Annotated in this window: 24 protein-coding genes; 5 read left to right on the top strand and 19 right to left on the bottom strand. The window is 61.7% G+C overall.

The genetic code is table 11. From position 1 onward, the window contains the following. Window position 1: 1 nt before the first annotated feature. The 3 genes from GPK94_RS07575 to GPK94_RS07565 all read right to left on the bottom strand — a co-directional run bounded on the left by GPK94_RS07575 (window position 2) and on the right by GPK94_RS07565 (window position 2,075). Window positions 2-769, bottom strand: coding sequence for a metal ABC transporter ATP-binding protein (locus GPK94_RS07575; RefSeq protein ID WP_101693585.1), 768 nt, complete (start codon window positions 767-769; stop codon window positions 2-4). Continuing rightward, window positions 766-1,689: a metal ABC transporter substrate-binding protein gene (locus GPK94_RS07570; RefSeq protein ID WP_346728002.1), complete on the bottom strand. Its 924-nt coding sequence runs from the start codon at window positions 1,687-1,689 to the stop codon at window positions 766-768. Before GPK94_RS07570 ends, GPK94_RS07575 begins: the two co-directional genes overlap by 4 nt. Window positions 1,690-1,874: 185 nt before the next feature. Further along, window positions 1,875-2,075, bottom strand: coding sequence for a helix-turn-helix transcriptional regulator (locus tag GPK94_RS07565; RefSeq protein WP_186962837.1), 201 nt, complete (start codon window positions 2,073-2,075; stop codon window positions 1,875-1,877). A gap of 211 nt (window positions 2,076-2,286) precedes the next feature. On the opposite strand from GPK94_RS07565, the gene GPK94_RS07560 reads away from it, so the two are divergent. Together GPK94_RS07560 and recQ are read left to right on the top strand one after the other, a co-directional pair. Continuing rightward, window positions 2,287-3,195, top strand: a complete 909-nt coding sequence (locus tag GPK94_RS07560; protein WP_215655398.1) for a hypothetical protein — start codon at window positions 2,287-2,289, stop codon at window positions 3,193-3,195. A gap of 210 nt (window positions 3,196-3,405) precedes the next feature. Then, complete coding sequence (gene recQ, locus GPK94_RS07555) at window positions 3,406-5,232, top strand: DNA helicase RecQ (RefSeq protein WP_215655396.1); 1,827 nt, start codon at window positions 3,406-3,408, stop codon at window positions 5,230-5,232. 294 nt (window positions 5,233-5,526) lie between these two features. Here the strand turns inward: recQ and GPK94_RS07550 are convergent, their stop codons facing one another. The 8 genes from GPK94_RS07550 to GPK94_RS07515 are packed head-to-tail and all read right to left on the bottom strand — an operon-like array spanning window position 5,527 to window position 13,407. Beyond that, window positions 5,527-7,518 (bottom strand): YgiQ family radical SAM protein, encoded by a 1,992-nt coding sequence (locus tag GPK94_RS07550; RefSeq protein WP_215655395.1) that lies wholly within the window; start codon window positions 7,516-7,518, stop codon window positions 5,527-5,529. Between the two features lie 32 nt (window positions 7,519-7,550). Further along, complete coding sequence (locus tag GPK94_RS07545) at window positions 7,551-8,726, bottom strand: bifunctional histidine phosphatase family protein/GNAT family N-acetyltransferase (RefSeq protein WP_215655393.1); 1,176 nt, start codon at window positions 8,724-8,726, stop codon at window positions 7,551-7,553. A 33-nt stretch (window positions 8,727-8,759) separates the two neighbouring features. Continuing rightward, window positions 8,760-9,098 (bottom strand): DUF6054 family protein, encoded by a 339-nt coding sequence (locus GPK94_RS07540; protein ID WP_186962843.1) that lies wholly within the window; start codon window positions 9,096-9,098, stop codon window positions 8,760-8,762. Window positions 9,099-9,121: 23 nt separating this feature from the next. Further along, window positions 9,122-10,042, bottom strand: coding sequence for a dihydroorotate dehydrogenase (locus tag GPK94_RS07535; protein ID WP_101693592.1), 921 nt, complete (start codon window positions 10,040-10,042; stop codon window positions 9,122-9,124). Beyond that, window positions 10,035-10,814 carry a dihydroorotate dehydrogenase electron transfer subunit gene (locus tag GPK94_RS07530; RefSeq protein WP_101693593.1) on the bottom strand — a complete coding sequence of 260 codons (780 nt, stop codon included), beginning with the start codon at window positions 10,812-10,814 and terminating at the stop codon, window positions 10,035-10,037. The genes GPK94_RS07535 and GPK94_RS07530 overlap by 8 nt, the downstream gene beginning before the upstream one ends. 33 nt (window positions 10,815-10,847) lie before the next feature. Then, entirely contained in the window at window positions 10,848-11,105 is a 258-nt protein-coding gene (locus GPK94_RS07525; protein WP_215655391.1) for a PF20097 family protein, read from the bottom strand. 42 nt (window positions 11,106-11,147) lie between these two features. Next, window positions 11,148-12,074, bottom strand: a complete 927-nt coding sequence (pyrF, locus tag GPK94_RS07520; RefSeq protein ID WP_193536383.1) for an orotidine-5'-phosphate decarboxylase — start codon at window positions 12,072-12,074, stop codon at window positions 11,148-11,150. Window positions 12,075-12,129: 55 nt separating this feature from the next. Then, window positions 12,130-13,407, bottom strand: coding sequence for a dihydroorotase (locus GPK94_RS07515; protein ID WP_215655389.1), 1,278 nt, complete (start codon window positions 13,405-13,407; stop codon window positions 12,130-12,132). Between the two features lie 271 nt (window positions 13,408-13,678). On the opposite strand from GPK94_RS07515, the gene GPK94_RS07510 reads away from it, so the two are divergent. The 3 genes from GPK94_RS07510 to GPK94_RS07500 all read left to right on the top strand — a co-directional run bounded on the left by GPK94_RS07510 (window position 13,679) and on the right by GPK94_RS07500 (window position 15,747). Beyond that, window positions 13,679-13,855, top strand: a complete 177-nt coding sequence (locus GPK94_RS07510) for a hypothetical protein (RefSeq protein ID WP_180956924.1) — start codon at window positions 13,679-13,681, stop codon at window positions 13,853-13,855. 187 nt (window positions 13,856-14,042) lie between these two features. Then, the gene (locus tag GPK94_RS07505; RefSeq protein WP_215655387.1) at window positions 14,043-14,384 is read left to right on the top strand and encodes a PadR family transcriptional regulator; all 342 of its coding nucleotides are present in this window, start codon (window positions 14,043-14,045) and stop codon (window positions 14,382-14,384) included. Beyond that, complete coding sequence (locus GPK94_RS07500; RefSeq protein WP_215655385.1) at window positions 14,374-15,747, top strand: permease prefix domain 1-containing protein; 1,374 nt, start codon at window positions 14,374-14,376, stop codon at window positions 15,745-15,747. Before GPK94_RS07505 ends, GPK94_RS07500 begins: the two co-directional genes overlap by 11 nt. A gap of 47 nt (window positions 15,748-15,794) precedes the next feature. Here the strand turns inward: GPK94_RS07500 and GPK94_RS07495 are convergent, their stop codons facing one another. The 8 genes from GPK94_RS07495 to GPK94_RS07460 all read right to left on the bottom strand — a co-directional run bounded on the left by GPK94_RS07495 (window position 15,795) and on the right by GPK94_RS07460 (window position 24,176). Next, complete coding sequence (locus GPK94_RS07495; protein ID WP_215655383.1) at window positions 15,795-16,796, bottom strand: ABC transporter permease; 1,002 nt, start codon at window positions 16,794-16,796, stop codon at window positions 15,795-15,797. Further along, complete coding sequence (locus GPK94_RS07490; RefSeq protein ID WP_193536372.1) at window positions 16,793-17,758, bottom strand: ABC transporter permease; 966 nt, start codon at window positions 17,756-17,758, stop codon at window positions 16,793-16,795. The genes GPK94_RS07495 and GPK94_RS07490 overlap by 4 nt, the downstream gene beginning before the upstream one ends. A 104-nt stretch (window positions 17,759-17,862) precedes the next feature. Then, the gene (locus tag GPK94_RS07485) at window positions 17,863-19,482 is read right to left on the bottom strand and encodes an ABC transporter substrate-binding protein (protein WP_215655381.1); all 1,620 of its coding nucleotides are present in this window, start codon (window positions 19,480-19,482) and stop codon (window positions 17,863-17,865) included. A gap of 77 nt (window positions 19,483-19,559) precedes the next feature. Further along, window positions 19,560-21,392: a glutamine--fructose-6-phosphate transaminase (isomerizing) gene (gene glmS / locus GPK94_RS07480; RefSeq protein WP_215655379.1), complete on the bottom strand. Its 1,833-nt coding sequence runs from the start codon at window positions 21,390-21,392 to the stop codon at window positions 19,560-19,562. Between the two features lie 222 nt (window positions 21,393-21,614). After that, the gene (locus GPK94_RS07475) at window positions 21,615-21,872 is read right to left on the bottom strand and encodes a YlmC/YmxH family sporulation protein (RefSeq protein WP_101693603.1); all 258 of its coding nucleotides are present in this window, start codon (window positions 21,870-21,872) and stop codon (window positions 21,615-21,617) included. Further along, a complete protein-coding gene (locus tag GPK94_RS07470; protein WP_252192544.1) occupies window positions 21,793-23,529 on the bottom strand; it encodes a recombinase family protein in 1,737 nt (578 codons plus the stop codon). The genes GPK94_RS07475 and GPK94_RS07470 overlap by 80 nt, the downstream gene beginning before the upstream one ends. A gap of 55 nt (window positions 23,530-23,584) precedes the next feature. Then, window positions 23,585-23,746, bottom strand: a complete 162-nt coding sequence (locus GPK94_RS07465; protein ID WP_004797315.1) for a hypothetical protein — start codon at window positions 23,744-23,746, stop codon at window positions 23,585-23,587. A gap of 79 nt (window positions 23,747-23,825) precedes the next feature. Beyond that, a complete protein-coding gene (locus GPK94_RS07460; RefSeq protein WP_055200209.1) occupies window positions 23,826-24,176 on the bottom strand; it encodes a type II toxin-antitoxin system PemK/MazF family toxin in 351 nt (116 codons plus the stop codon). Window positions 24,177-24,189: the final 13 nt, after the last annotated feature.

The raw sequence follows: 24,189 nt of genomic DNA, 5'->3' as shown, positions 1-24,189 counted from the left end.
GTTACATCCCCTCCTTTCGCAGATCCAGATGGAATACCTCCCGGAACTCCGGCGAGGTGAGGACCTCCCGGGGCGGGCCCACCCGCAGCACGCTGCTCTTGAGGAGGACCACCTTGTCGGCAAACTGCTCCAGGGTGGCAAAGTCGTGGGTGGAGAGGAGGATGGAGAGATCATAGCTGCGCCGGATCTCATCCAGCATGTCCAGGAGCTGCCGCTCCCCGTCGATGTCCACGCCGGAGAGGGGCTCGTCCAGGATCAGGATGTGGGGCAGCGGCTCCAGTGCCAGGGCCAGCAGCACCCGCTGGAGCTCGCCGCCCGAGAGGGCCCCCAGGCGCTTGTCGATGAGGGAGGCCCCGTGGACCCGCTCCAGACAGCTGCGCACCCGCTCCCGCAGCCGGCGGGGTGTGGGCAGAAAGACCGGCCAGTCCGAGATGGCCGCCGCAAAAAAGTCCAGCACGCTCACCGGGTCCCCCCGGTCAAAGCTGGGGCTCTGGGGCACATAGCCGATGAGGGGGCGGGTCCGGCTCCCGCCGGCCTGCTGGAAGTCGATGCTGCCGGTGTGGCCGATCTGCCCCAGGATGGCCCGGAATAGAGAGCTCTTTCCCGCGCCGTTGGGCCCGATGAGGGCCACGATCTCCCCGCAGTGGAGGTGGAAGCTCACGTCGTGGAGGATGGAGTCTCCGCCGATGTCCACCCCCAGCTTGTCCAGCCGGAGACAGCAGGCGCCCGTGCACCCCTCTCCGGCATTCTGATGTTTCTGTACGCTCATGCAAGTGCCTCCAAAATGGTCTCAAGATTGGATTCCATGGCCTCCAGGTAGGGGTCCAGGCCGCTCCCCTCTCCGCTCATGATCATGGTGAGGGGGGCGCTGGTCACCCCCGTCTCCCGGGAGAGCGCCCGGGCCGTGGCGTCCGAGCCGTTGACCTCGGTGAAGACCGCCGGGATCTCCTCGGCGCGGATGAGCTCCACCAGCTCCTTGAACTCCCGGGCGGAAGTCTCGCTCCCCTCCTCCTCCTCAATGGCCTTGAGGATGTGCAGGTCAAAGGCCTCGGCAAAATAGCCGAAGCCATCGTGGAAGGTGATGAGCTCCCGATTGGTCAGGCCGGACAGGGTCTCCCGCCCCTCCTCCGCCAGGGCGCACAGCTTCTCCTGAGCCGCCTGGGCGTTGGTATAGTAGGTCTCGGCATGGTCCGGGTCCCACTGGGCCAGAGCCTGGGCGATGGTCCCGGTCATCACGGCGGCCCGCTCCGGGTCCATCCAGATGTGGGGGTCATACTCGCCGTGGTCATGCCCCTCGTGTTCCTCGTGGACATGGCCCTCCTCGTCCTCGTCCAGGTGGCGCAGCTCCACGCCGGCGGAGCAGTCCACCACCGGCGTTCTGGACGCGGCCACGGCATCCGCCATGAAGTCCTCCATCCCCACGCCGTTTTCCAGGATCAGGTCGGCCCCGTCCAGGGCCTTCATGTCCCGGATGGACAGGGTATAGTCATGGAGACAGCTCATGGGCTGATTCACCACCGGCACCACCCGGATCTCCTCCACGCCCTCCGCCACGGCGGAGGCAAAGCAGTAGACCGGCCAGGTGGTGGCCGCTACGGTGGGCAGATCCTGCTTTCCCTCCCCCGCAGGCGCGCAGGAGGTCAGCAGGAGTGCGCAGGCCGCCAGGCCTGCCAGGTAAGTTTTTTTCACGCAAGCACCTCAGAATCTAGGTCTTATAGGGAATTATAGGGATTTATAACACTTTATTATATCCTATTTGCCCGGATTTGTAAAATCCTGATTTAGGGTCCAAATATGCTCCAACAGGTGCACTCAAGTCATATTTTACGATATAAAAAAACCACAGATACAGGATCACTCCCCATATCCGCAGTTCATTCTTCGTCTAAATATTCCAATATATCTTCTACTTTGCATTGAAGTAATTTACATAACTGGTTTAATGTGTGTGTAGATATATTCTCACCACGCTTCATAGCATAATAATTCGATAAGGGAAATCCCATTTTTCCCAAACGATAGGATGTGATCCCCTTTTCCTTCATTGTCCGAAATAACGGTTCATAGCTGATCATCTACCAGTACCTCCTATTACTATGAAGTATAGGAGGTATGTGCGATTTTTAATATATACGATAATTCATATATACGATTATTGACATATATTTTTAAACTTGGTATACTGAACCCAAATGTGGCGAGAAAAGAAATGCTGAGCTGTATGTTTGTCTGGTAATATTGGAGTTATTTTCATGCCACAAGATGCAAAGTAAAGGAGAAGAGAACATGAAAAGAGTTTTAGCCGCTATCCTTTCCCTCGTCATCGTGATGTCCTTCGCCGCCTGCGGAGATTCTTCCGGTGGAGAAATCAAAGATGCTTCCTCTGTTACGACTGGAAACAGCGGTGCAGAAGCACAGCCGAGCGAGCAGGCAGGAAAAACGGAGCCGGAAGAAGTGACGATTCCTGAAACGGTACTTCTGGAGGAATCCGGAGTAAAAATCACAGCAAAAAGCCTCGAAATGGACGGAATCTTTGGACCGGAGATTAAACTCCTTATTGAGAACAATTCCGGTAAAGACTTAACCTTTCAATGTAAAAACGCCTGCGTGAACGGATACATGGCAGAAACGATGATGTCTGTGGATGTTGTGAATGGCAAAAAAGCCAACGACAGTTTAATTTTTGCGGCATCAAGTTTTGAAGCCTGCGGTATTGATACAATCGCTGATATGGAGATTGCATTCCACATCTTTGATACGGCCGAATGGGAGACCTACCTCGATACCGATGCAATCCAGCTTAAAACTTCCATCGCGGATACTTATGAATACACTTTTGACGACAGCGGCAGTTTAGCCTATGATGGAAATGGTGTAAAAATTGTCATCAAGGGCCTTGCAGAGGATGAATCCATCTTTGGCCCAAGCATCGTAGTTTATATGGAAAACAACAGCGACAAGGATATCACGGTGCAGACCAGGGACGTATCCATCAACGGTTTTATGGTGAATGCTATGTTCTCCTGCAATGTGGTTGCAGGAAAGAAAGCGGTGGATACCATCACATTTATGGAATCCGATCTGAGTGAAAACGACATCACAGCAATCAATGATGTGGAATTGTCGTTCCATGTGTTCGACTTCGAGAACTGGGAAACCATTGTGGATACCGAAGTTGTGAATATTACTTTCTGAGGATCATGTGAAGAAAACCTCCACGAGGCATTGAAAATCTCGTGGAGGTTTTTATCTGTACCCCTTCCGATTTGGAACATAGAATTCCCATTTCATCGAAATCAGTCTAAATGGTAAAAGGGCATTTGCAATTTCCTCCCCCGTTGTCTCGGGGCGCGATCTGTGCTACAATAGCAACGATTGTTCGAGTGCAGACAGGAGGGGTCCCCCATGTCCTATAAACTGGAGATGCTCCAGGCCTATTTTGGATACCGCGGCTTTCTTCCCGGCCAGGAGCGGGCGGTGGACGCCCTGCTGGAGGGGCGGGACGTGCTCTCCATCATGCCCACCGGCGCGGGCAAATCCCTGTGCTTCCAGCTCCCGGCCATCATGCTCCCGGGGGTGGCGCTGGTGATCTCCCCCCTCATCTCCCTGATGAAGGACCAGGTGGGAAGCCTGGTGCAGGCCGGCATCCCGGCGGCCTATCTCAACCGCTCCCTCACCGAGCGGCAGTATGCCCTGGCCCTGGAGCGGGCCTGGCAGGGCCGCTATAAGATCATCTATGTGGCCCCCGAGCGGCTGGAGAGTCCCGGCTTTCTCCGCTTCGCCCAGCAGGCCCAGATCTCCATGGTGGCGGTGGACGAGGCCCACTGCGTCTCCCAGTGGGGCACCGACTTCCGGCCCAGCTATCTGAAGATCCCCGCCTTTCTGGATTCCCTGCCCAGGCGCCCCGCCCTGGGAGCCTTTACCGCCACCGCCACCCCCGAGGTGCGGGAGGACATCCTGCAAAAGCTCTCCCTCCAGGACCCGGTGACCACCACCACCGGCTTTGACCGGAAAAACCTCTATTTTGAGGTGCGCCATCCCCAGAACCGGAAGGACGAGCTTCTCTCCATCCTCCTGCGGCGGCAGAATGAGAGCGGCGTGGTCTACTGCTCCACCCGCAAGGCGGTGGAGGAGGTCTGCGCCTTTCTCCAGGCCCACGGCGTGGCCGCCACCCGCTATCACGCCGGACTGAGCCCCGAGGAACGGCAGGCCAACCAGGACGCCTTTGCCACCGACGAGTGCCCCGTCATGGTGGCCACCAACGCCTTCGGCATGGGCATCGACAAGTCCAACGTCCGCTATGTGGTCCACTACAACATGCCCCTGGATCTGGAAGGGTACTACCAGGAGGCGGGCCGGGCCGGACGGGACGGCAGTCCCGCCGACTGCATCCTCCTGTACAGCGGGCGGGACGTGATCACGAACCGCTACCTCATCGACCAGTCCCAGGCCCCCGAGGGGGTGGAGGAGGAGGCCCTCTCCGCCCTGCGCCAGCGGCAGATGGACCGGCTCAAGACCATGACCTTCTACGCCACCACCAACGACTGCCTGCGCCATTTCATCCTCCGCTACTTTGGGGAGGAGCCCCCGTCCCCCTCCTGCGGCCACTGCTCCAACTGCACCGATGGGTGGGAGGATGTGGACATCACCAAGGAGGCCCGGGCCATCCTCTCCGCCGTGGATGAGTGCGGCGGGCGCTTCGGCGTGACCACCATCGCAGACCTCCTCTGCGGCCGGGAGAACGAGCGCACCCTCCGCTGGGATCTGGACCGGCGGCGCTCCTTCGGGCTCCTGTCCCACCGGAAGGTGGAGCAGGTCAAGGCCCAGATCCGCCACCTGGTGGACCAGGGGTATCTGGCCCTCAGCGACGGGGACTACCCCGTCCTTTCCCAGGGTCCCCGGGCCCGGGAGCTCTCCGCCGAAAGCGCACAGGTCACCATGCGCATGAAGGCCGGGCAGTCCCGTCCCGCCCGCCGGGAGCGGCCTCAGCCCCTCCCCGGAGGACCGGTGGACGAGACCCTCTTCCAGAACCTGCGGGCCCTGCGGGGAGAGCTGGCCCGGAAAAAGAGCCTGCCCGCCTACGTCATCTTCACCGACCGCACCCTGCGGGAGATGGCGGCCCGCAAGCCCGCCACCCTCTCCGAGATGGAGCGGGTCCCCGGCGTGGGCAGCCACAAGCTGGCCCAGTACGGCAAGCAGTTCCTGGCCGTCATCCAGGGAAACCACATCTGACGCAAAGAGGCCGCCGCGAAACCGAAATGGTTTCGCGGCGGCCTTCCGCGTGTCGAAAAACTTCGACACGCTTCTCAAAAATGCAAGCATTTTTTCGAGGGGATGCAGGCCGCTGCGCGCACTCGCTTCCGCTCGCACACTTGTGGCCTGAGCAGAGTGTTTTCCGACGTACATGCCGCCGGAAAACACGATCCGACCCTCTTCCGCCGTCTGCGGACGGCGGAACTCTGCGAGGCTCTTGCAGCACAAAGCGCAGAAATACACTTTATCGGCGGCCTTGCCATTGACACGCGCTTAACGGCCCTTTCCGGGCTTGGCGTTCTTCTTGCTCTTGGGTTTGGCCCAGCCGGCCTTTCGCTTGGCGTGGGACTCGTTGTGCTCCACCCGGAGGCCCGCCTGCTTGAGCTTGGGCTTGCCGCCCCGGCTCTTCTCCCCGGTACGGCCCTTCCCGGCGCTCTTCCGGCTCTCTGCCGGTCCGCCGGCAGGCGCTCCGTGGACGGGACGGAGCAGGCACTCCTTCCCGTAGCCGATGAGATCCTCCCGGCCCGCCTTCCGCAGGGCCTCCAGTACCAGGGGGCGCTTGTCCGGGCGCTTCCACTGCATGAGCGCCCGCTGCATGGCCTTGTCGTGGGGATCGGTGGGAACATAGACCGGCTCCATGGTGCGGGGATCGATGCCGGTATAGTACATGCAGGTGGACAGGGTGCCCGGCGTGGGATAGAAGTCCTGGACCTGCTCGGGCTGGCGTCCGGTCTTGTTGAGCCACTCGGCCAGCTTCACCGCGTCCTGGAGGGTACAGCCCGGGTGGGAGGACATGAGGTAGGGCACCACATACTGCTCCTTGCCGTACTTCTGGTTCAGGCGGTCGTACTTCTGCTTGAACTTCTCATAGACCTGGATATGGGGCTTGCCCATATAGTCCAGCACGCCGTTGACACAGTGCTCCGGGGCCACCTTGAGCTGGCCGGAGACATGGTGCTTGACCAGCTCGGCAAAGAACTCCCCATTCTTGTCCTCCAGCATATAGTCAAAGCGGATGCCCGAGCGGATGAAGATCTTCTTGATGCCCGGGATGGCGCGCAGCTCCCGCAGGAGCTTTAAATAGTCGCTGTGGTCGGCGTCCAGGTTGGGACAGGGCGTGGGGGCCAGACAGGCCCGCTTTTTGCACAGGCCGTGCTCCAGCTGCTTGGCGCAGGAGGGATGGCGGAAGTTGGCGGTGGGGCCGCCCACGTCGTGGATATAGCCCTTGAAGCCCGGATGCTTCGTGAGCATCTCCACCTCCCGGATGACGCTCTCATGGCTGCGGGAGGTGATCATCCGCCCCTGGTGGAAGGCCAGGGAGCAGAAGTTGCACGCCCCGAAGCAGCCCCGGTTGTGGGCCACCGAGAAGCGCACTTCCTCGATGGCGGGCACGCCGCCCATGGCGTCGTACATGGGATGGGGCTCCCGCACATAGGGGAGCTCCGCCACCGCGTCCAGCTCCGCCGTGTTCAGGGGCATGGCGGGCGGGTTGGCGATGACATAGGCATCCCCGTGGCGCTGGACAATGGCCCGGCCCCGGATGGGGTCGTGCTCCTCATACTCCACCTGGTTGGCCAGGGCGTAGGCCCGCTTGTCCCGGGCCACCTCCTCAAAGGAGGCCACCTCCACCTTGGGATAGGCGCACGCGTCGGCGCTGCGGGCCAGGAAGCAGGTGCCCTTCACATCGGTGATGGAGGAGATGGGCTCCTTCTTGGCCAGCCGCCTGGCGATCTCCCGGGTGGCCCGCTCGCCCATGCCGTAGGTCAGAAGGTCGGCCTGGCTGTCCACCAGGATGGAGCGGCGCACCTTGTCCTCCCAGTAGTCGTAGTGGGCATACCGGCGCAGGGACGCCTCCAGGCCGCCGATGATGAGGGGGATGTCCCCAAAGGCCTCCCGCACCCGGTTGGAGTAGACGATGGTGGCCCGGTCGGGACGGCGTCCGGCCTGATTGCCGGGGGAATAGGCGTCGTCGTGCCGGCGGCGCTTGGCGGCGGTGTAGTGGGCCACCATGGAGTCGATGTTGCCCGCCGAGAGAAGCACTCCCAGCCGGGGACGCCCCATGGCGGCAAAGGCGTCGGCACTGTGCCAGTCGGGCTGGGCCAGCACGGCCACCCGGTAGCCCTCCGCCTCCAGCACCCGGGAGATGATGGCCGGGCCGAAGGTGGGGTGGTCCACATAGGCGTCGCCGGTGATGACCAGAAAGTCATACCAGTACCAGCCGCGCTCCACCATTTCCTCTTTGGATACGGGTAAAAACTGATTCATAAAAACCTCGTCTTGTCTTAAAATGGGCCCCGTCAGAGGAGCCCTCCCCGGGCGTCCGGACGATAGCCGATGTATTTTTCCATCTGATCCAGACTCCCCCGGTGTCCGGGCTGAGCCGCGATGGTGCGGAAGCCGTGGCGGTCATAGAACCGCCGGGCCCGCTCATTTTTCGGCGCGCACAGCAGGCGCAGCCGGTCCCGGCCCATGCCCCGGTAGACCGACACGGCCTGTCCCAGGAGCTGGGGGGCCAGCCCCTTCCCCCGCCGCTCGGGGGCCAGGGCCAGAAAGCGGATGTGGCCTGCTCCCTGGGCCTCGTCCCGGGCGAGGTCCAGCTGGACCACCCCGGCCGCCTCCTCCCGCAGCATGGCCACGCTTGCCGCCCGGGCATCCCGCCCGGCGGCCTCCAGCGCGTCCCGGAAGAAGGCCCCCGCGTCATAGCCGGACTCGGCGCCGTACAGCCCGGTCCAGGTCTCCCGGTGGAGGGAGCAGTAAAAGGCCTCATCCGCAGCGGTGAGGGGACGGAACCAGAAGTTGGCGTCCCCCATGGTGTTGCGCACGTCCTTCCACCACCGCTGGCGGGCCAGGGTGGAGCACTCCTCCGGCAGGTGGGAGTTGTCGTTCTGGAAGAGGAGCTCCATCCGCTCCCCCTCCACCCGCAGGGCGGTCACGCCGGTGTTGTCGCAGTGCCCCAGGGAGGGCATCTCCTCCACCGGCACCCCCAGCACCTCGGCCTGGAGACAGCGGATGATGTCCCCGTGGCAGACCACGGCCACCTGTTCGCCCGGATGCCGGGCGGCAATGTCCAGGATGGCGGCGCGGATGCGGCGGCGGCCCTCCTGCCGGGACTCGCCCCCCTCGTTCTTCCACCCGGGGTCACAGGTGCTGTACCGGAGATAGTGCTCCGGCTGGAAGTGGGCCACCTCGCCCCAGGTGTGGTCCTCCCACACGCCCATGGAGAGCTCCCGCAGGTCGGCCCGGGTCTGGAGCGCCAGCCCCTTGGGGCGGTAGATGGCCCCGGCGGTCGTCTTGGTGCGGAAGAGATCGCTGGAGTACACCGCGTCCACCGGAATGTCCCGGAAGCGCTCCTCCAGCGCGGCGATCTGGCGGTAGCCGTTGTCGGTGATGAGGGAATCATACCAGCCGTGGATGCGGCGGTAGAGATTCCCCTCCGCCTCGGCGTGGCGGACGATATACAGTGTACAAGCCATGGGACTCCTCCCCCTCTCTCAGTCTCTCCGGCCTCAGAGCCGGTATGCCTCCAGGGCACGGTGGACGGCGTCCTCAAAGCTCCCCGCCGCGCCCCAGTCAAAGCGGAACAGGCCCTCGCCCCCGCCTCCGCCGGCACAGTGGACCTGCGTCACGTCGGTTCCGGCAAAGTCGTCCAGCACCACGGTGAGGGTGAGGCGGTTGCCCGCCCGCCAGTAGTGCTTCTCGTAGACCAGCACCACGCAGGTCCCGCCCTTGGGATGGGGGACCTCATACCGGTCGATGAGCTCGCCGGTGATGCTGCCGGTGACGGCGGCGTGGACCCGGTCGATGCACTCCTCCAGGCTCAGGGATACATAGTAGTGGTCCTCCATGTTCCGCGCCTCCTCTCCGCGTCTTACCAGGGCTTTACGCCGCCGGTGAGCTCCGACACGGCGGAGAGTCCCTGCCTGGCGGCGATTTCAGCCAGGCCGTCCCGCACCTTGAGCGGGGCGTAGGGATCGGCAAAGCAGGCGGTGCCCACCGCCACGGCGGTGGCGCCGGCCAGCATCATCTGGGCCGCGTCCTCGCCCTTGGAGACGCCGCCCATGCCCAGCACGGGGATCTTGACGGCGTTGGAGACCTCCCACACCATGCGCACCGCAACGGGGAGCACGGCGGGACCGGACATGCCGCCGGTGTTCATCTTCAGGATGGGGCGGCGGGTGTTCACATCGATCCGCATGCCCCGCAGGGTGTTGATGAGGGAGAGGGCGTCCGCCCCCGCGCCCTCCACCGCCCGGGCGATCTCGGTGATATCGGTGACGTTGGGGGAGAGCTTCACCATCACGGGCACCTGCCCGGCGTGGGCCTTGGCCACCTCGGTGACCTCGGCGGCCAGCTCGGGCCGGGTGCCGTAGGCGAGGCCCCCCGCCTTTACATTGGGGCAGGAGATGTTGACCTCGATCATATCCACCCCCGCCTCGGCCAGCTTCTCACACATCACGCCGTACTCCTCGGGGCTGTTGCCCGAGATGTTGGCGATGACCTTCACGTCATACTGCCGCAGGAAGGGGAGCTCAGTGGCGATAAAGGCGTCCACACCGGGGTTCTGGAGGCCCACGGAGTTGAGGATGCCCATGGGGGTCTCAGCGATGCGGGGACCGGGGTTGCCCTCCCGCCGGTGGAGGGTCAGGCCCTTGGCGCAGATGCCGCCCAGCTCCGAGAGGTCATAGAACTCCCCATACTCCCGGCCGAAGCCGAAGGTACCGGAGGCCACCACCACCGGGTTTTTCATGGTCATCCCGGCCAGGGTGACCGACAGATCCACATTATGCATCCCAGTCCACCTCCTTGGAATCAAACACCGGGCCGTCCTTGCAGGCGTGCTTGCGGGTGCCGTCCTTCATGTCGCACACGCACACCAGGCAGGCGCCCACGCCGCAGCCCATCCGCTCCTCCATGGAGACCTGGCAGGGCACGCCGAACTCCTCGGCCACCTTCGCCACATTGCGCAGCATGGGCTTGGGACCGCAGGCCAGCACCGCGTCGTAGTTTTTGTCCTCGCTCAGCTCCTGGCGCACCAGGGCGTCCACAAAGCCGTGGTAGCCCAGGGAGCCGTCGTCGGTGGCGACGAGCACCTTGGCGCACTCGTCCTGGAAGCAGTTTTGCAGGATGACCTTGTCCGCCGACCGGCCGCCCAGGATGGCGGTGGAGCGGCCCTGGGTGTACTGGGCGCAGCCTCGCATGGGGGGGATGCCGATGCCGCCGCCCACCAGCAGGTAGCGGCCCTCAGGCCGGACCTGGAAGCCGTTGCCCAGCAGGCCCAGCACATCCAGGGTATCCCCCACCTGGCGCTCAGAGAGCCACGCGGTGCCCTCGCCCCGCACCTCAAAGGCGATGGCCAGGGTGTCCTCCGGCTCGTCCTCCATGCAGGAGCACACCGAGATGGGACGGCGCAGCAGCAGGCCGTCGCCGCACTTCACATGGACGAACTGGCCCGGTCCCTTGCAGGAGGTACGCACCATGTCGCCCACCTCCAGGACCATATACACCGCGTCCTGGTTGAGCCACTCCTTGGATACAATCTTACACTTGCGTTCCACTTTCATTGGTATCACGCCCTTGTCTCTTCTATGTTATGTTCATGGATCGGCGGAAAAGAGCGCCATCACGTGCCCGCAGGCCGGACAGTACCAGGCGTCGGGACAGGTCTCACTCTGCATCCCGCTGATGACGGACAGCTGCTTCCCCACAGCGGGCAGGATGGCGCCCAGTCCGCGCTTCTCGGATGCCTTCCGGGGATACCATGTGAGGGTGGTCCGGCTGCTCATAAATCCCCCCAGCGTCCGGAGCTTCACGCTCCCGGGCTCCATGGCTCTGTGACAGATGGGACAGTCCATATGCACACCCTCCTTCCGCAGAATGGCGCTCTCTTCGCTTTTTTATTCGATGGTGATGAAACGGCAGATATCGTCCCGCATGGCGATGGCGGCGTTGCGGGCGGCCTCCTGGTAGTCCTCGCCGTTGTGGCCCGTCTTCTTCCAGGCGCAGATGATGCCGCGGGAGGAGTTGACGATGGCGCCCTTGCCGCCCTGGTGGAAGGCGTACTGCACATCCTCGGCGGTGCCGCCCTGAGCGCCGTAGCCGGGCACTAGCAGGAAGGTGTGGGGCATCCGGGCGCGGATCTGCCGCAGCTCCTCGGGATGGGTGGCGCCTGCCACCGCACCGGCCATGGTGTAGCCGTACTTGCCCTCGGTGCCCGCGCCCCACTTCTCGATGAGGTCGGCCATCAGACCGTAGACCGTGTCGTTCTCCCCGGCGGAGACATTCTGCAGCTCGCCGGAGCCGGGGTTGGAGGTCTTGACCAGCACGAAGCAGCTCTTTCCATACTCCTTGCAGGTGTTCAGGAAGGGATTGACGCTGTCGGCACCCATGTAGCCGTTGAGGGTCACGCAGTCGGCGTCAAACACGGTGCAGCTCTGCTCGCCCACCTGAGTGGCGCCCAGCCAGCCGTCGCTGTAGGCCTCCGCGGTGGAGCCGATGTCGCCCCGCTTGATGTCGGCGATGACGTACATGCCCTTCTCCTTGGCGTAGCGGATGGTGCGCTCCATGACCTCCATGCCACGCCAGCCCAGGCGCTCATAGTAGGCGCTCTGGGGCTTGACCGAGGGGACGATGTCGCACAGGGCGTCGATCAGGCCCTTGTTGAACTGCCAGATGGCCTCGGCGGCGCCGGCCAGGGTCTCGCCGTGGGCGGCGTAGGCGGCCTTGCGGATGTGCTCAGGCACATACTCGGGCTTGGGGTCCAGGCCGGCCACGGTGGGGTTCTTTACCGCAAGGATCTTCTCCTGAAGTGCATCAAAAGACATGTGAATGTTCTCCTTCTTTTCTATTTTCTCTCTTCCGGGGCGGGATCTGCCGGGCTTACGCGTCCTGGTAGACGATCTTTCCGCCCACGATGGTATACTTTACCTTGCCCTTGAGCTTGTGGCCGCCGAAGGGCGTGTTGCGGCCCTTGGAGGCAAACTGCTCCGGGTCCACCGTCCACTCCTCGTCGGGATCGAAGATCACCATGTCGGCGTCCCCGCCGATGGCGAGACGGCCCTTGTTGATCCGCAGGATGCAGGCCGGGTTCAGGGTCATCTTCCGCAGGATGTCGGACAGGGGCATGTGCTTGGTGTGGTAGAGGTAGGTCAGGGTCACGCCCAGAGCGGTCTCCAGGCCCACCATGCCGCTGGGGGCCTCCTCCAGAAGGCGGGCCTTCTCCTCGGCAGAGTGGGGGGCGTGATCGGTGGCGATGGCGTCGATGGTGCCGTCCTTGAGGCCCTCAATGATGGCCTCCACATCGGCGCGGGTGCGCAGGGGGGGATTCACCCGGGCCATGGCCCCCTGCTCCAACACCTCGTCCTCGGTGAGGGAGAAATACTGGGGGCAGGTCTCACAGGTGATGTGGACCCCCTTCTTCTTGTAGCGGCGCACGATGGCCACCGCCTTGGCCGTGCTGATGTGGCAGATGTGGACGGCCGCGCCGGTCTCCTCTGCCAGCATGGCGTCCCGGGCCACCATGATCTCCTCCGCGATGGCGGGACGGCCGGGCAGACGCAGCTGCCGGGAGACCCGTCCCTCGTTGACGGCATAGTTTTTCACCATGTCGGCGTCCTCACAGTGGGAGAGGACGGTCAGGTCCTGCCGGTGGGCCAGGATGAGGGCGTCCCGCATGAGATTGGCGTTCTGCACCGGCATCCCGTCGTCCGAGAGGGCCACCGCGCCCGCCTGCTTGAGCTCCTCAAAATCGGTGAGGGCCTCGCCCTTCTCCCCCCGGCTCACCGCGCCGATGGGCCAGACGTTGACCCCGCAGGCCTCCTCCGCCTTGCGCTTGACATAGGAAATCTGCTCCGCGCAGTCAATGGCCGGACGGGTATTGGGCATACAGGCCACCGAGGTAAAGCCTCCCCGGGCGGCCGCCCGGGTGCCGGTCTCGATGGTCTCCTTATACTCCTGTCCCGGGTCCCGCAGGTGGACGTGCATATCCACCAGGCCGGCACAGATGGTCAATCCGCGGGCGTCCAGCACCTCGGCCTCCGGATCACGGATGTCGCTGCCCAGGACCGCGATCTTCCCGTCCTCGACCAGGACGTCCATGACGCCGCCGATCCCGCTCACCGGGTCCACCAGGCGTCCCTGTTGAATCAACAGCTTCACGCCATCACTCCTTTCTCATGATCAGTATCCCGTTTGATACCATATTAATCTGGTCGTTTGAACATAGAAAAAGGGACCAGGTTCCTCCCCCGCCCCTTGCTCCGGACCGCCCCTGGGGGCCGCATCCGGTTCCTGTCTGAATGAAGGTCCTCCGGGCGCACCATCGCCCGGAAATCCATTTTTATTATACCGTGACTTTCAGGATTTAGCAACGCATTTTTGCTGGTTTTCGGGAAGAATAACAGCAGACTCAAGTAAGGAGGTAAACCATATGAATCATCATCCCGTTCTCGGCGGTATGGGCCTGATGGGCCTGGGCATGGTGGCCGGCGCCGCACTGAGCATGGCCATGGCTCCCAAGAAAAAGGACCTCAAGCGCACCGCCCGCAAGGCCATGCGCAACATGGGAAATCTGGCCGACGACCTGTCCAGCAACATGGGATTTTAAGGGACCGCACACTGTGTTTCCCATCCCGTTCTCCTGTCTCTGCGCCACTGGGACCGCTCGGATGCGAGCGGTCCCAGTTTTCTGTTTCGGCCCGTTCCTCCAGATCAGCCCCACCGCCCTCTTGACATAGATAGATCATCTATCTATAATCTTATATAGATAATCTATCTATCAGGGAGGAATGCATATGCCCCGGGAAAAGCATGGTCCGGGCGGGCTGGGTATGCTGCTGCTGGCCCTTCTGGCCGGACAGGACATGTACGGCTATCAGATGATCGAGGCCCTCCACCTGCGCTCCAACCAGGTCTTTGCTCTCAAGGCGGGGACCCTCTATCCCCTGCTCCACACCCTGGAGCAGCAGGGCTGGGTCACCTCTTACGACGACGGCGCGCCGGGGAGCCGGGTGCGCCGCTACTACCGCATCACCCCCCAGGGCCGCGCCGCCCTGGAGGAGCAGAAATCCGAGTGGAATGCCTATGCCGACGCGGTGCGGGGCGTACTGGAAGGAGGTGCCCTGTGTGGAGCGTGATGTGATCCGGACTTACCTTCACTCCGTGGGCCGGGAGATCCGCTGGGGCCGGGCCCGCACCTATCTCCTCCGGGAGCTCTCCGACCACATTGCCGACCAGGAGGGGGACTTCCTGGACCAGGGGCTCTCCCCGGAGGAGGCCGCCGCCCGGGCGGTGGAAGAGATGGGGGACCCGGTGGCCGTGGGTCGGGAGCTGGACCGCCTGCACCGGCCCCAAACCCGCTGGGAGATCGTCCTCTTTCTGGTGGGAATCGTGTTTGTGGGCCTTGTGCTGCACGGATTTACCAACTCGCACTTTTACAACGGGCCGGAGCAGTATCTGGGAATCTCCCTGGGCCTCTTGGGCATGGGGGCGGTCTGGCTGTGTGACTATCCCCGCCTGCTGCGGAAGGGGCGGCGGTGGGTCCCCCTCTGCTTCCTGCTGCTGGTCCTGGCCTTCGCCGCCGCGTGCCTCACTGCCCCGCTCTCCCGGTCTGCCCTCCCCGGCGCACCCGGACGGTGGCTCCTCTACCTCTTTCTCTTTGTCCCTCTTCTCTTTGCCGCCTGGCTCAGCGCCCGGCCCGGGCGGGGCCTCCCCTCCCTCCTCCTCTGCCATCCGGTGATGCTCCTGGGGGCGCTGGTCCCCGCCCTCTTTCCCGCGCTGGAGGTCTGTGCCATCCTCTACGCCTCCATGCTTCTGGTCCTGACTGCCGCTGTCTGGCAGGGGTTTTTCTCCCTGAAGCGCCGGACCGGCCTGCTGGCAATCTGGGTACCCCCGTGCCTCCTGGCCGGGGCCTTCTGCCTCCGGCACGCCGCTCTCTTTTCCCAGCGCTTCCAGACCTTCCTGCACCCGGACCGGGACGGGGCGGGCTATCTGTACGCCACCCTCCGCTCCCTGTGGGACAGCCTCTCCCTCTTCCAGGGGACGGATACTGGCTACCGGGTCACCGCCCTCTACCACGATATAAGCCTGATGCTGGCCAATCTGGCCTCCCGGATGGGGAGCGTGGTGTTCTGGGCGGCTCTGCTGTGCATCCTGCTCTTTTTCTTCCTCTGCGCCCGCCGCATTCTGGCCCTGCAAAGTGCCTCCGGCCGCCTGCTGGCCTGGGCGGCCCTGTGGCCCCTGTTCTTCCAGGGCATCCTCTACTGGCTGGGCAACCTGGGGTGCAGCCCGCTGTCCAACGCCCTCCCCCTCCCCTTTGTCTCCTACGCGCCCGCCGGGCAGATTCCCTCCTTCCTCCTGGCAGGGGTGCTCCTGTCGGTGTTCCGGATGGACACCCTGGCCCGGGAGGGACCCTTCCCAACCCGGCTCACCCCCCGCTCCCATGCCGCCTCCATCCCGCTGCCCGGGGGACGGCTCCACATCGAATACCGGGCAAACTAAAAAGCGGTCCCGCCTCCTGTTTGGGAAGCGGGACCGCTGCTTTTCTCTCAGGTCAAATGATGGGTTTTCATCCGCTTGCGGCCAAAGGCACAGACCCGGCCGTCGGGCTCCTCCGTCTCCACGGCGCAGTGCTCCACCTGGGTCAGCTCCTCGGGCGTCTCGTGGCACACGCCGCGGGACTCGGCCACCCCCGCGGTGCGGACCCACTTGGGGTCCATGGCGTCCCGCAGGCCGTCCCCGATAAACTGGAGGCAGAACACCGTCACCACGATGCAGATGCTGGGCGGGATCCACACCCAGGGCTTTCCCGCGAAGACCACGGGATTGGTGGCATACTGGATCATGTTGCCCCAGGAGGCCTGGGGGGTCCGGATGCCCACGCCCAGAAAACTCAGGCTGGACTCGGACAGGATGGCACGCCCCACCCGCAGGGCCAGCGCGGCCCACACCGGGGCCACCGCGTTGGGCAGGACGTTCCGCCGCAGGATGGTGGCGGTGCTCCCGCCCAGCGCCCGGACCGCCAGGATATACTCCTTCTCCCGGATGGAGAGGGTGTTGCCGTAGACCAGCCGGGCGATGGAGGTCCACCCCAGCAGTCCGATCACCAGAATGATGTTCCACACCGACGCGCCCACCATGGCCACCAGGCAGAGCACCAGCACGATGCTGGGAAAGCTCTGGACCACGTCGGCACAGCGCATGATCCAGAATTCCCACGCGCCCCGGCGGTATCCGGCCAGCAGTCCCAGGGGGACGCCCACCGCCACGCTGATCCCGGCGGCGGCAAAGCCCACCAGCAGGGAGATCCGCCCGCCGCAGACCAGCCGGGCAAACAGATCCCGGCCCACATCGTCCGTGCCCAGCCAGTGGGCCGCGGAGGGGGCCGCCCAGAAGCCTGCGGAGCGGTCGGTCACATTGGGCTCCAGCCCCATCAGGGGGGGCAGAAGGAGCACGCACAGGATCTCAGCCACTAGGATGCACAGCCCGGCCACCGCCCGGCGGTCCTGGCAAAACCGGCTCCAGATGCCGGCCATTCCTCCCCGCCTCATCCGCCGCACCTCCCATACCGGACCCTGGGGTCTACCAGTCCGTAGACCAGGTCCAGCAGCAGATTGGTGCACAGCACGGTCAGGGCGATGACCACCGTCACGCCCATGACGATGGTAAAATCCCGGTTATTGATGGCCGAGAACATGAGACTTCCCATCCCCGGCCAGCCGAAGACCCGCTCCACCACCACCGAGCCGCCGATGATGTGGGGGATGTGGCTGAGCACGGTGGTCACGATGGGGATAAGGGAGCCGCGGAACATATGGCGCACCATGACCACCCGCCCCCGCAGCCCCTTGGCCCAGGCGGTGCGGATATAGTCCTCCCCCAGGGTCTCCAGGCAGGCCGAGCGGGTCTGCTTGACCAGCTCTCCCATATTGCTCACGCAGATGACCGCCGCGGGCAGGATCAGATGCCGCAGCAGGTCGGGCAGGGTGCCCGTGCTCCCGGTGGTGTACATCCGGGCCGAGGGGAGCCAGCCCAGCGTGATGGAGAACACATAGACCGCCATCAGGCTGAGCAGGAACCCGGGCACTCCAAAGCTCACCATGGCGCACCCGGAGGCCAGCTTGTCCCAGAAGGAGCCCGGCTTCCAGGCCGCCGCCACCCCCAGGGGGATGGCCAGGGCCACCGCCAGGACTACGCCCGTCCCCGTCAGGATCAGTGAGGGGACCACCCGCTGTCCGATGGTCTCGGCCACCGGACGGCCGGTCTGGTAGGAACTGCCCAGATCTCCCTGGAGCAGGTCCCCCAGCCAGTGGCCATAGCGCACCAGGAAGGGCTGGTCCAGGCCCAGCTGGGCCTCCAGCGCCGCCCGGTCCGTGTCGTTGAAGGAACTTCCGTCCCCCATCAGGTCGGCGATGGTCCCCGGCCCCAGATGGAGAAAGAGAAAGACACACAGTGTGATCCCAAAAAAGACCGGGATCACCGTCAAAAGCCGCTTGCGGATATAATGTAGCACGATTGTTTCCTCCTACACTTCCGGCTCCCCGGTGGGGGAGCATAGAGCCCGCAGGCTCTTACGGAGGTTTTCCAAATTTCACCGCCGGGCGTCTGGTCCGGCCGTCAGTTCTTGACCCACTCCCACACGTTCTCGTTGGAGAAGCTGGCCGCGGTGTACTCGATGCCGCTCACCGTGGGGGACTCCACGTGGAGGGCCGTCCCGAACCACAGGGGGATGAAGGGACGCTCCTGGGCCATCCAGTCCTCCAGCGCCTTCACGGCCTGGGTGCGGGCATCGGGGTCGGTCTCCTCCTTCACCGCCTGGATGAGGGCCGACACCTCGCTCAGGTCCTGGACGTGGAAGATGTTGTTGTTCTCGGTGAACCGGCTCTCCACGAACCACAGGGGCAGAGCGCTGGGGGTATGGCTGGCGATGCCCATGTCATAGGTGCCGTCCGCCATGCCGGAGAACATGGTGGCGGAGTCCACTGTCTCAATGGTGATGGTGATGCCGGCCTCGGCCAGCTCCTGCTGCATGAGGGCGGCGAGACCCGCGCGGTTGGAGGCACAGGCCAGGGTATAGGTGGTCCCGTCATACCCGGCCTCGGTCAGCAGCTCCTTGGCCCCCTCCACGTCGTAGGGGGTGTTGTAGTCTCCGGCGTAGCTGGCGCAGGTGGGCAGCACCGAGGTGCCGGTGACCGTGCCGTATCCGCCGGTGGACTGCTCGCTCAGCAGCTCCTTGTCCAGGGCCAGCTCGATGGCCCGGCGGATGCGGGCATCCGAGATGGTCTCGTTGTTGAGCATCAGCTCATAGAAGGTGTTGGGCACCGTGCCCTCCTGCACGGTCAGCCCGGCCTCCGTGGCGGCGGGGGCGGTGTCCGCCGTGACGCTGCCGCCGATGCCGTAGTAGTCCAGATCCCCGGCGATCAGGGCGGTGAGGAGGCTGGACTTGTCCATCACCGTGATGACCAGCTGGTCAAAGCCGGGCGCGCCCAGCTGGTAGTCCGGATTGGCCTCCAGCGTCAGGGTGCTGCCCGCCACCTCGGAGACAAATTTGCACGGGCCGGAGCCGATGGGGGCCTTCCACAGGTCCAGCTCCATCACCTGCGACGGGTCGGTCCCCTCCAGCAGATGGGTGGGCAGGACGTAGAACTCCCGGTTCTTGTCCAGCAAAAAGTCCTCGGGCGTGGTCACGTTCTTGAAGGTCAGCTTCAGCGTGGTGTCGTCCAGGGCCTCCGCGCCCAGCTTCTCCCCCGCCACGGCGGCGCCGGTGCTGTCGGTGCCGGCCAGCACGGCGAAGGCCGAGCGTCCCAGGGCGGGACAGTCGGGGTTGGTCACCAGGGCGATGCTGTCCACCCAGTGCTGGGCCGTGACCGGAGTGCCGTCGTGGAAGGCGGCCTTCTCGTCCAGGTGGAAGATCACCGCCAGGCCGTCGGCGGCGCTCTCCCAGGACTTGGCCGCTCTGGGGGTCAGGGTGCCGTCGGCGTGGACAAAGACCAGCCGGTCGTAGATCTTATCGTAAATCATGCGGGAGTAGTTGCTGCCCGAGGGGCTGTTGTAGGGCATGAGCGAATCCCACGGGTTGGAGAGTCCGTAATTGATCACAACAGGCTGTGCAGAGTTCTGCTCTTGGGTCGGCGCGGGGGAACCAGAGGGCGCAGAGGAGTCAGAGGGCGCGGAACCGCAGGCGGTCAGGGTGCCGGCCACAGCCAGGGACAGCGTCAGTGCAAGCAGTCTTTTCACGATTCAGGATACCTCCAGATCTTTTTTACGTCCGTTCTTCCCGGCGGAAGAGGGGGCGCTTTGTCAAAAACGTGCCGTCATTCCACGGTCACCGATTTTGCCAGGTTGCGGGGCTTGTCGATGTCGCACCCGTGCATCAGGGCCACGTAGTAGGCAAACAGCTGCATGGGCACCACCTCCAGGGAGGGGAGCAGCATGGGATGGGCCGCGGGCACTGCGAGGGTGTGGTTGACCGCCTCCGACATGGGCTTCTCAAAGCCCTCCATGGTCAGGCCCAGCACGTCGGCCCCCCGGCTCTTGACCTCCACCACGTTGCTCATGGTCTTTTCAAAGAGGGGGGCGTATCCGGCCAGGGCCACCACCAGGGTCCCGTTTTCGATCAGGGAGATGGTGCCGTGCTTGAGCTCTCCGGCGGCGTAGGCCTCCGAGTGGAGATAGGAGATCTCCTTGAGCTTGAGGGAGCCCTCCAGCCCCACCGCGTAATCCAGGTTGCGGCCGATGAAGAAGACCGAGGGGTGGTTGAAGTACAGGGAGGCCAGATACTGGATCTGCTCCCGCTGCTCCAGGACCTTCTCCAGCAGCTCAGGCAGCCCCTCCAGGGCAGCCACAGCGGCGGCATACTCCGCATCGGGAATGGTCCCCATCTGCCGGGCGGCGTACAGGGCGATCAGATCCACCAGGGCCAGCTGGGTGGAGTAGGCCTTGGTGGTGGCCACCGCGATCTCGGGCCCGGCCCAGGTGTAGAGCACCTCGTCGGACTCCCGGGCGATGGTGGAGCCCACTACATTCACCACCGACAGGACCCGGGCCCCCCTCCGTCTGGCCTCCCGCAGGGCGGCCAGGGTGTCGATGGTCTCGCCCGACTGGCTGATGACCAGGGCCAGGGTCCGGCTGCTCACGATGGGGTCGCAGTACCGGAACTCGGAGGCCAGGGCCACCTCCACCGGCTTGCGCAGCAGCTTTTCCAGAATGTACTTGGCCGCCACGCCCACATGGTAGGAGGAGCCGCAGGCGATCACATAGATCTTGTCCAGACCGTGGAGATAGTCCGCGTCCAGCTCCACCCCGTCCAGGACCACTTCCCCGTTCTGGATGCGGGGGGAGATGGTGTCCCGCACGGCCTTGGGCTGCTCCAGGATCTCCTTGAGCATGAAGTGCTCGTATCCGCCCTTTTCGGCGGCGGAGATCTCCCAGTCCACCTGGTGGTGCTTCTTTTCCACCGGGCGGAGATAGGCGTCGTACACCCAGCAGTGGTCGGGGGTGAGCTCGGCGATCTCCCCGTCGTCCAGGTAGCAGACCTCCCGGGTGTGGCGGATGACCGCCGTCACGTCGGAGGCCATGAGGTGGAATCCCTCCCCAAAGCCCAGGATGAGCGGGCTGTCCTTCCGGGCGGCGATCAGCCGGTCGGGGCAGTCGGCGCACAGGATGCCCAGGGCATAGGCCCCCTGGATGCGGTGGAGCACCTTGGTGACCGCGTCCAGAATGTTGCCGTCATAGTAGTATTCCAGCAGCTGGGCCACCACTTCCGTGTCGGTCTGGGAGACAAAATGCACGCCGGTGGACTGGAGAAATTCCTTGATCTCGGCATAATTTTCGATGATGCCGTTATGTACCACCGCAATGCGGCCGTTCTGGCTCATGTGGGGGTGGGAGTTGACGTCGGAGGGCTCTCCGTGGGTGGCCCAGCGGGTGTGCCCCAGGCCGATGCTTCCGGGCATGCCGCCGGCGGCCTCCACCTGGTTGGCCAGCGCCTGGATGCGGCCCTTGGTCTTGATGACCTGGAGACCCCGCTCCGGGTGATAGACGGCCACACCGGCCGAATCATATCCCCGGTATTCCAGACGGCGCAGGCCGTCCAGCAAAATGGGCGCCGCTTCCTCTTTTCCTGCAAATCCTACGATTCCGCACATAATAGTTCCCCCAGCCTGTCTCGTGCATTTTTTAACATACTAACAAGTTTAAAAATCGTTCCTAAACTATACCCGTTATTATATCACATCTTTTAGCGTCGTAAAGTCCCCGATTCCGGAGGGCGGTGCCCCCTTCCGGAACATCCTTTACTATTTCCTGACGTTTCCTCCCGTTTGTGAAAAAAAAGCATGCTTTTCATACCAAACGGGCGAACAAAAAATTTATTCCTCCGGCAAACGCCTCGGATGCTCCTCCACCAGGATGATGTCCTCTCCAAAGCGGCGCACGCTCTCCCAGGAGAAGAGCCGGTCCTCCCGCCGCCCCAGCAGGCCAAACAGCCGCAGGCGGCCCGGCACCACTAAGGCCCGGATCCGGCCGGTGTCCAGCTCTACCTCCACATCACCCACGAATCCGTACCGCGTCCCGTCGTTGATGCTGATGATCTCCTTGCACCGAAGGTCGGCAATACGCTGTTCCATTGAGATCCCTCCATTCAACGGTATTCCCTTTGTCCCACAAAAGTTCCGTAACTTCCCCGCCATCCTTGAACACCGGAAAATTCAGGCCAATCCGCTTTAGCGGATATTCAGACTCGTCATTCCTGTAAATTTCAATTTCCTTAATCAAGGCTGTGACCACATTTCTCTTTTCTTCGTCATTTATTATATTATAAACGCAGTCGAAATTCACCATGATTTTGTAAATATTCTCAAGAGTAATTGCCTGTTGCTTAATTGCATCTCGCCGAAGTCTGGCATCTTCGATTTTTTCCTCCAGCTCAACAATGACATCATATAGGGAATCTAACCGCAAGGTCATATCATGGAGCTTTCGTTCCCGGTATTTTGCATCAGCAGGGAGACTGTCAATTTCCCGTTCCAATCTTGTTTTATTCAGATCAACTTCCTTCAGCTTTGCCTGATAGCCCTCCAGTTCTTTATCCACTGCTTTCGTGTCAATCTGAACGCCAATCCGTTTTTTAATGGCCTGGGCATATTCCTCATTCCTTACGATCTCACGAATTGCCTCAATGACCATCGGTTCAATATCGGTCTTTTTCAGCATTGCCTTATATTCACAATGCTTACCCCTGACCATCCTATTCCGACTACATACATAATAGTAAATTTCTTTGTAAGTGCCATCTTTATTTGTCCATGCGTGTTTATTCGTATACATGGGACTTCCACAAACCGGGCATTTCAGCAGACCTGATAACAAATGAACTCGATCCCGCCCAATTTTTGACGGTTGCTTTACTCCGGTTCTAAGACGCTTGGCATGAGCCTTTTCCCATACCTCCTCACTAACGATTCCTTTATGCTGTCCCTCTGTCAGAATGTAATCGTCATTTCTTTTCATCTGGTAATCGTTTTTTGTGCCTTTGACTTTTTCCTTCGTTCTCCGTCCATAGGCAATTTTACCGCAATAAACCGGGTTATCCAATATCAGTTTAATAAAATGTCCTGTCCAATCCTCTAATGTGCCATTCTGCCTCGGAATTTTCCGTATGCCTTGTAAGTTCAACTGATTCGCAATACCACCCAAACCGATTTCCGATGAAGTATATAATTCAAAAATCTTCCGTATTGCCACAGCCTCTGTTTCTTCAATCATCAGCTTGTTATCTTCCAGTGTATACCCGTAGGGAGCAAAGCCACCATTCCATCCACCTTGCCGTGCCTTTTCGCGCCGCCCGTTCATCGTCTGCTCGATAATATTCTCACGCTCAATCTCAGCCACAGCAGATAGTACAGAAATCAAAAGTTTTCCGCTTGTCTGAGAGGAATCAATCCCTTCTTCTATGCAAATCAGATTTACACCATAAGATTGAACCAACTCCAAAGAGTTAAGTATATCTGCTGCATTACGGCCAAACCGTGACAGCTTATACACTAAAATATAGTCAATGTCCAAGCCATCCTCAATATCTCTGAGCATTTTTTGAAAGGCAGGCCGTCCCTCAATAGATTTACCGGATTTACCGGCATCTTCATAAGTATCAACAATGATCATTTCCTCACGATCCGCAAATCGTGTCAGCATATTTTTTTGACCTTCCAGGCTGTATCCGTCCACTTGCATCTCTGTGCTGACCCTCGGATACAAAACACAGCGTTTTCCATATCGGTTCATAATTCATACCTCCAAAATTTACTTTTGGAAAATATCCTATGTAAAGCTGCGATTCTCACGCAGCTCCGTCAACCTCGCCCAGCACTCTCATACCATATTTCTCGATGATATGTGCCAGTGAAGTGATAAACGCTTCAAATTTTTGTTCCGCCAGAAGTTCTTCTGACCGGATTTCATCTGAAGGAATCAATGCGCTTTTATTCTGGATATTCTCCATTCAGAATCACCTCCGCAATTCCTAACGAAATTATAACTCTACTTGCACAGCCTGAAAATGATACGGCCTTTCGGCACTTTTATGTAATCCCCAGACTGCACAAGAGCGTCTTGTTTATGTTTTCCATGTCATCCTTGTTTAGATGACCAATATAGTTTTTTAACCTCGACTTGTCGATTGTTCTGATCTGTTCCAGCATAACAACAGATGGTTTCACCAAACCGCATCTGTCATTTAAGTGGTAATGCGTGGGGAACTTTCTGTTTTTTTTGCTTACACTGGTAATTGCTGCAATAATAATCGTAGGACTGAAACAATTTCCCACATTATTTTGAAGAATGAGTACAGGACGAGAGCCACTTTGTTCAGAGCCGATACCAGGGCTTAAATCAGCCGAATATATGTCACCTCGATGGAATTTTTCAAACATCACTCTCGCCTCC

The organism is Pseudoflavonifractor sp. MCC625 (assembly GCF_018784545.1).
GTDB classification, from domain to species: Bacteria; Bacillota; Clostridia; order Oscillospirales; family Oscillospiraceae; genus Pseudoflavonifractor_A; species Pseudoflavonifractor_A gallinarum.
Note: the sequence above shows the minus strand (reverse complement) of the source record. Positions and strands in the feature narration are given on the sequence as shown.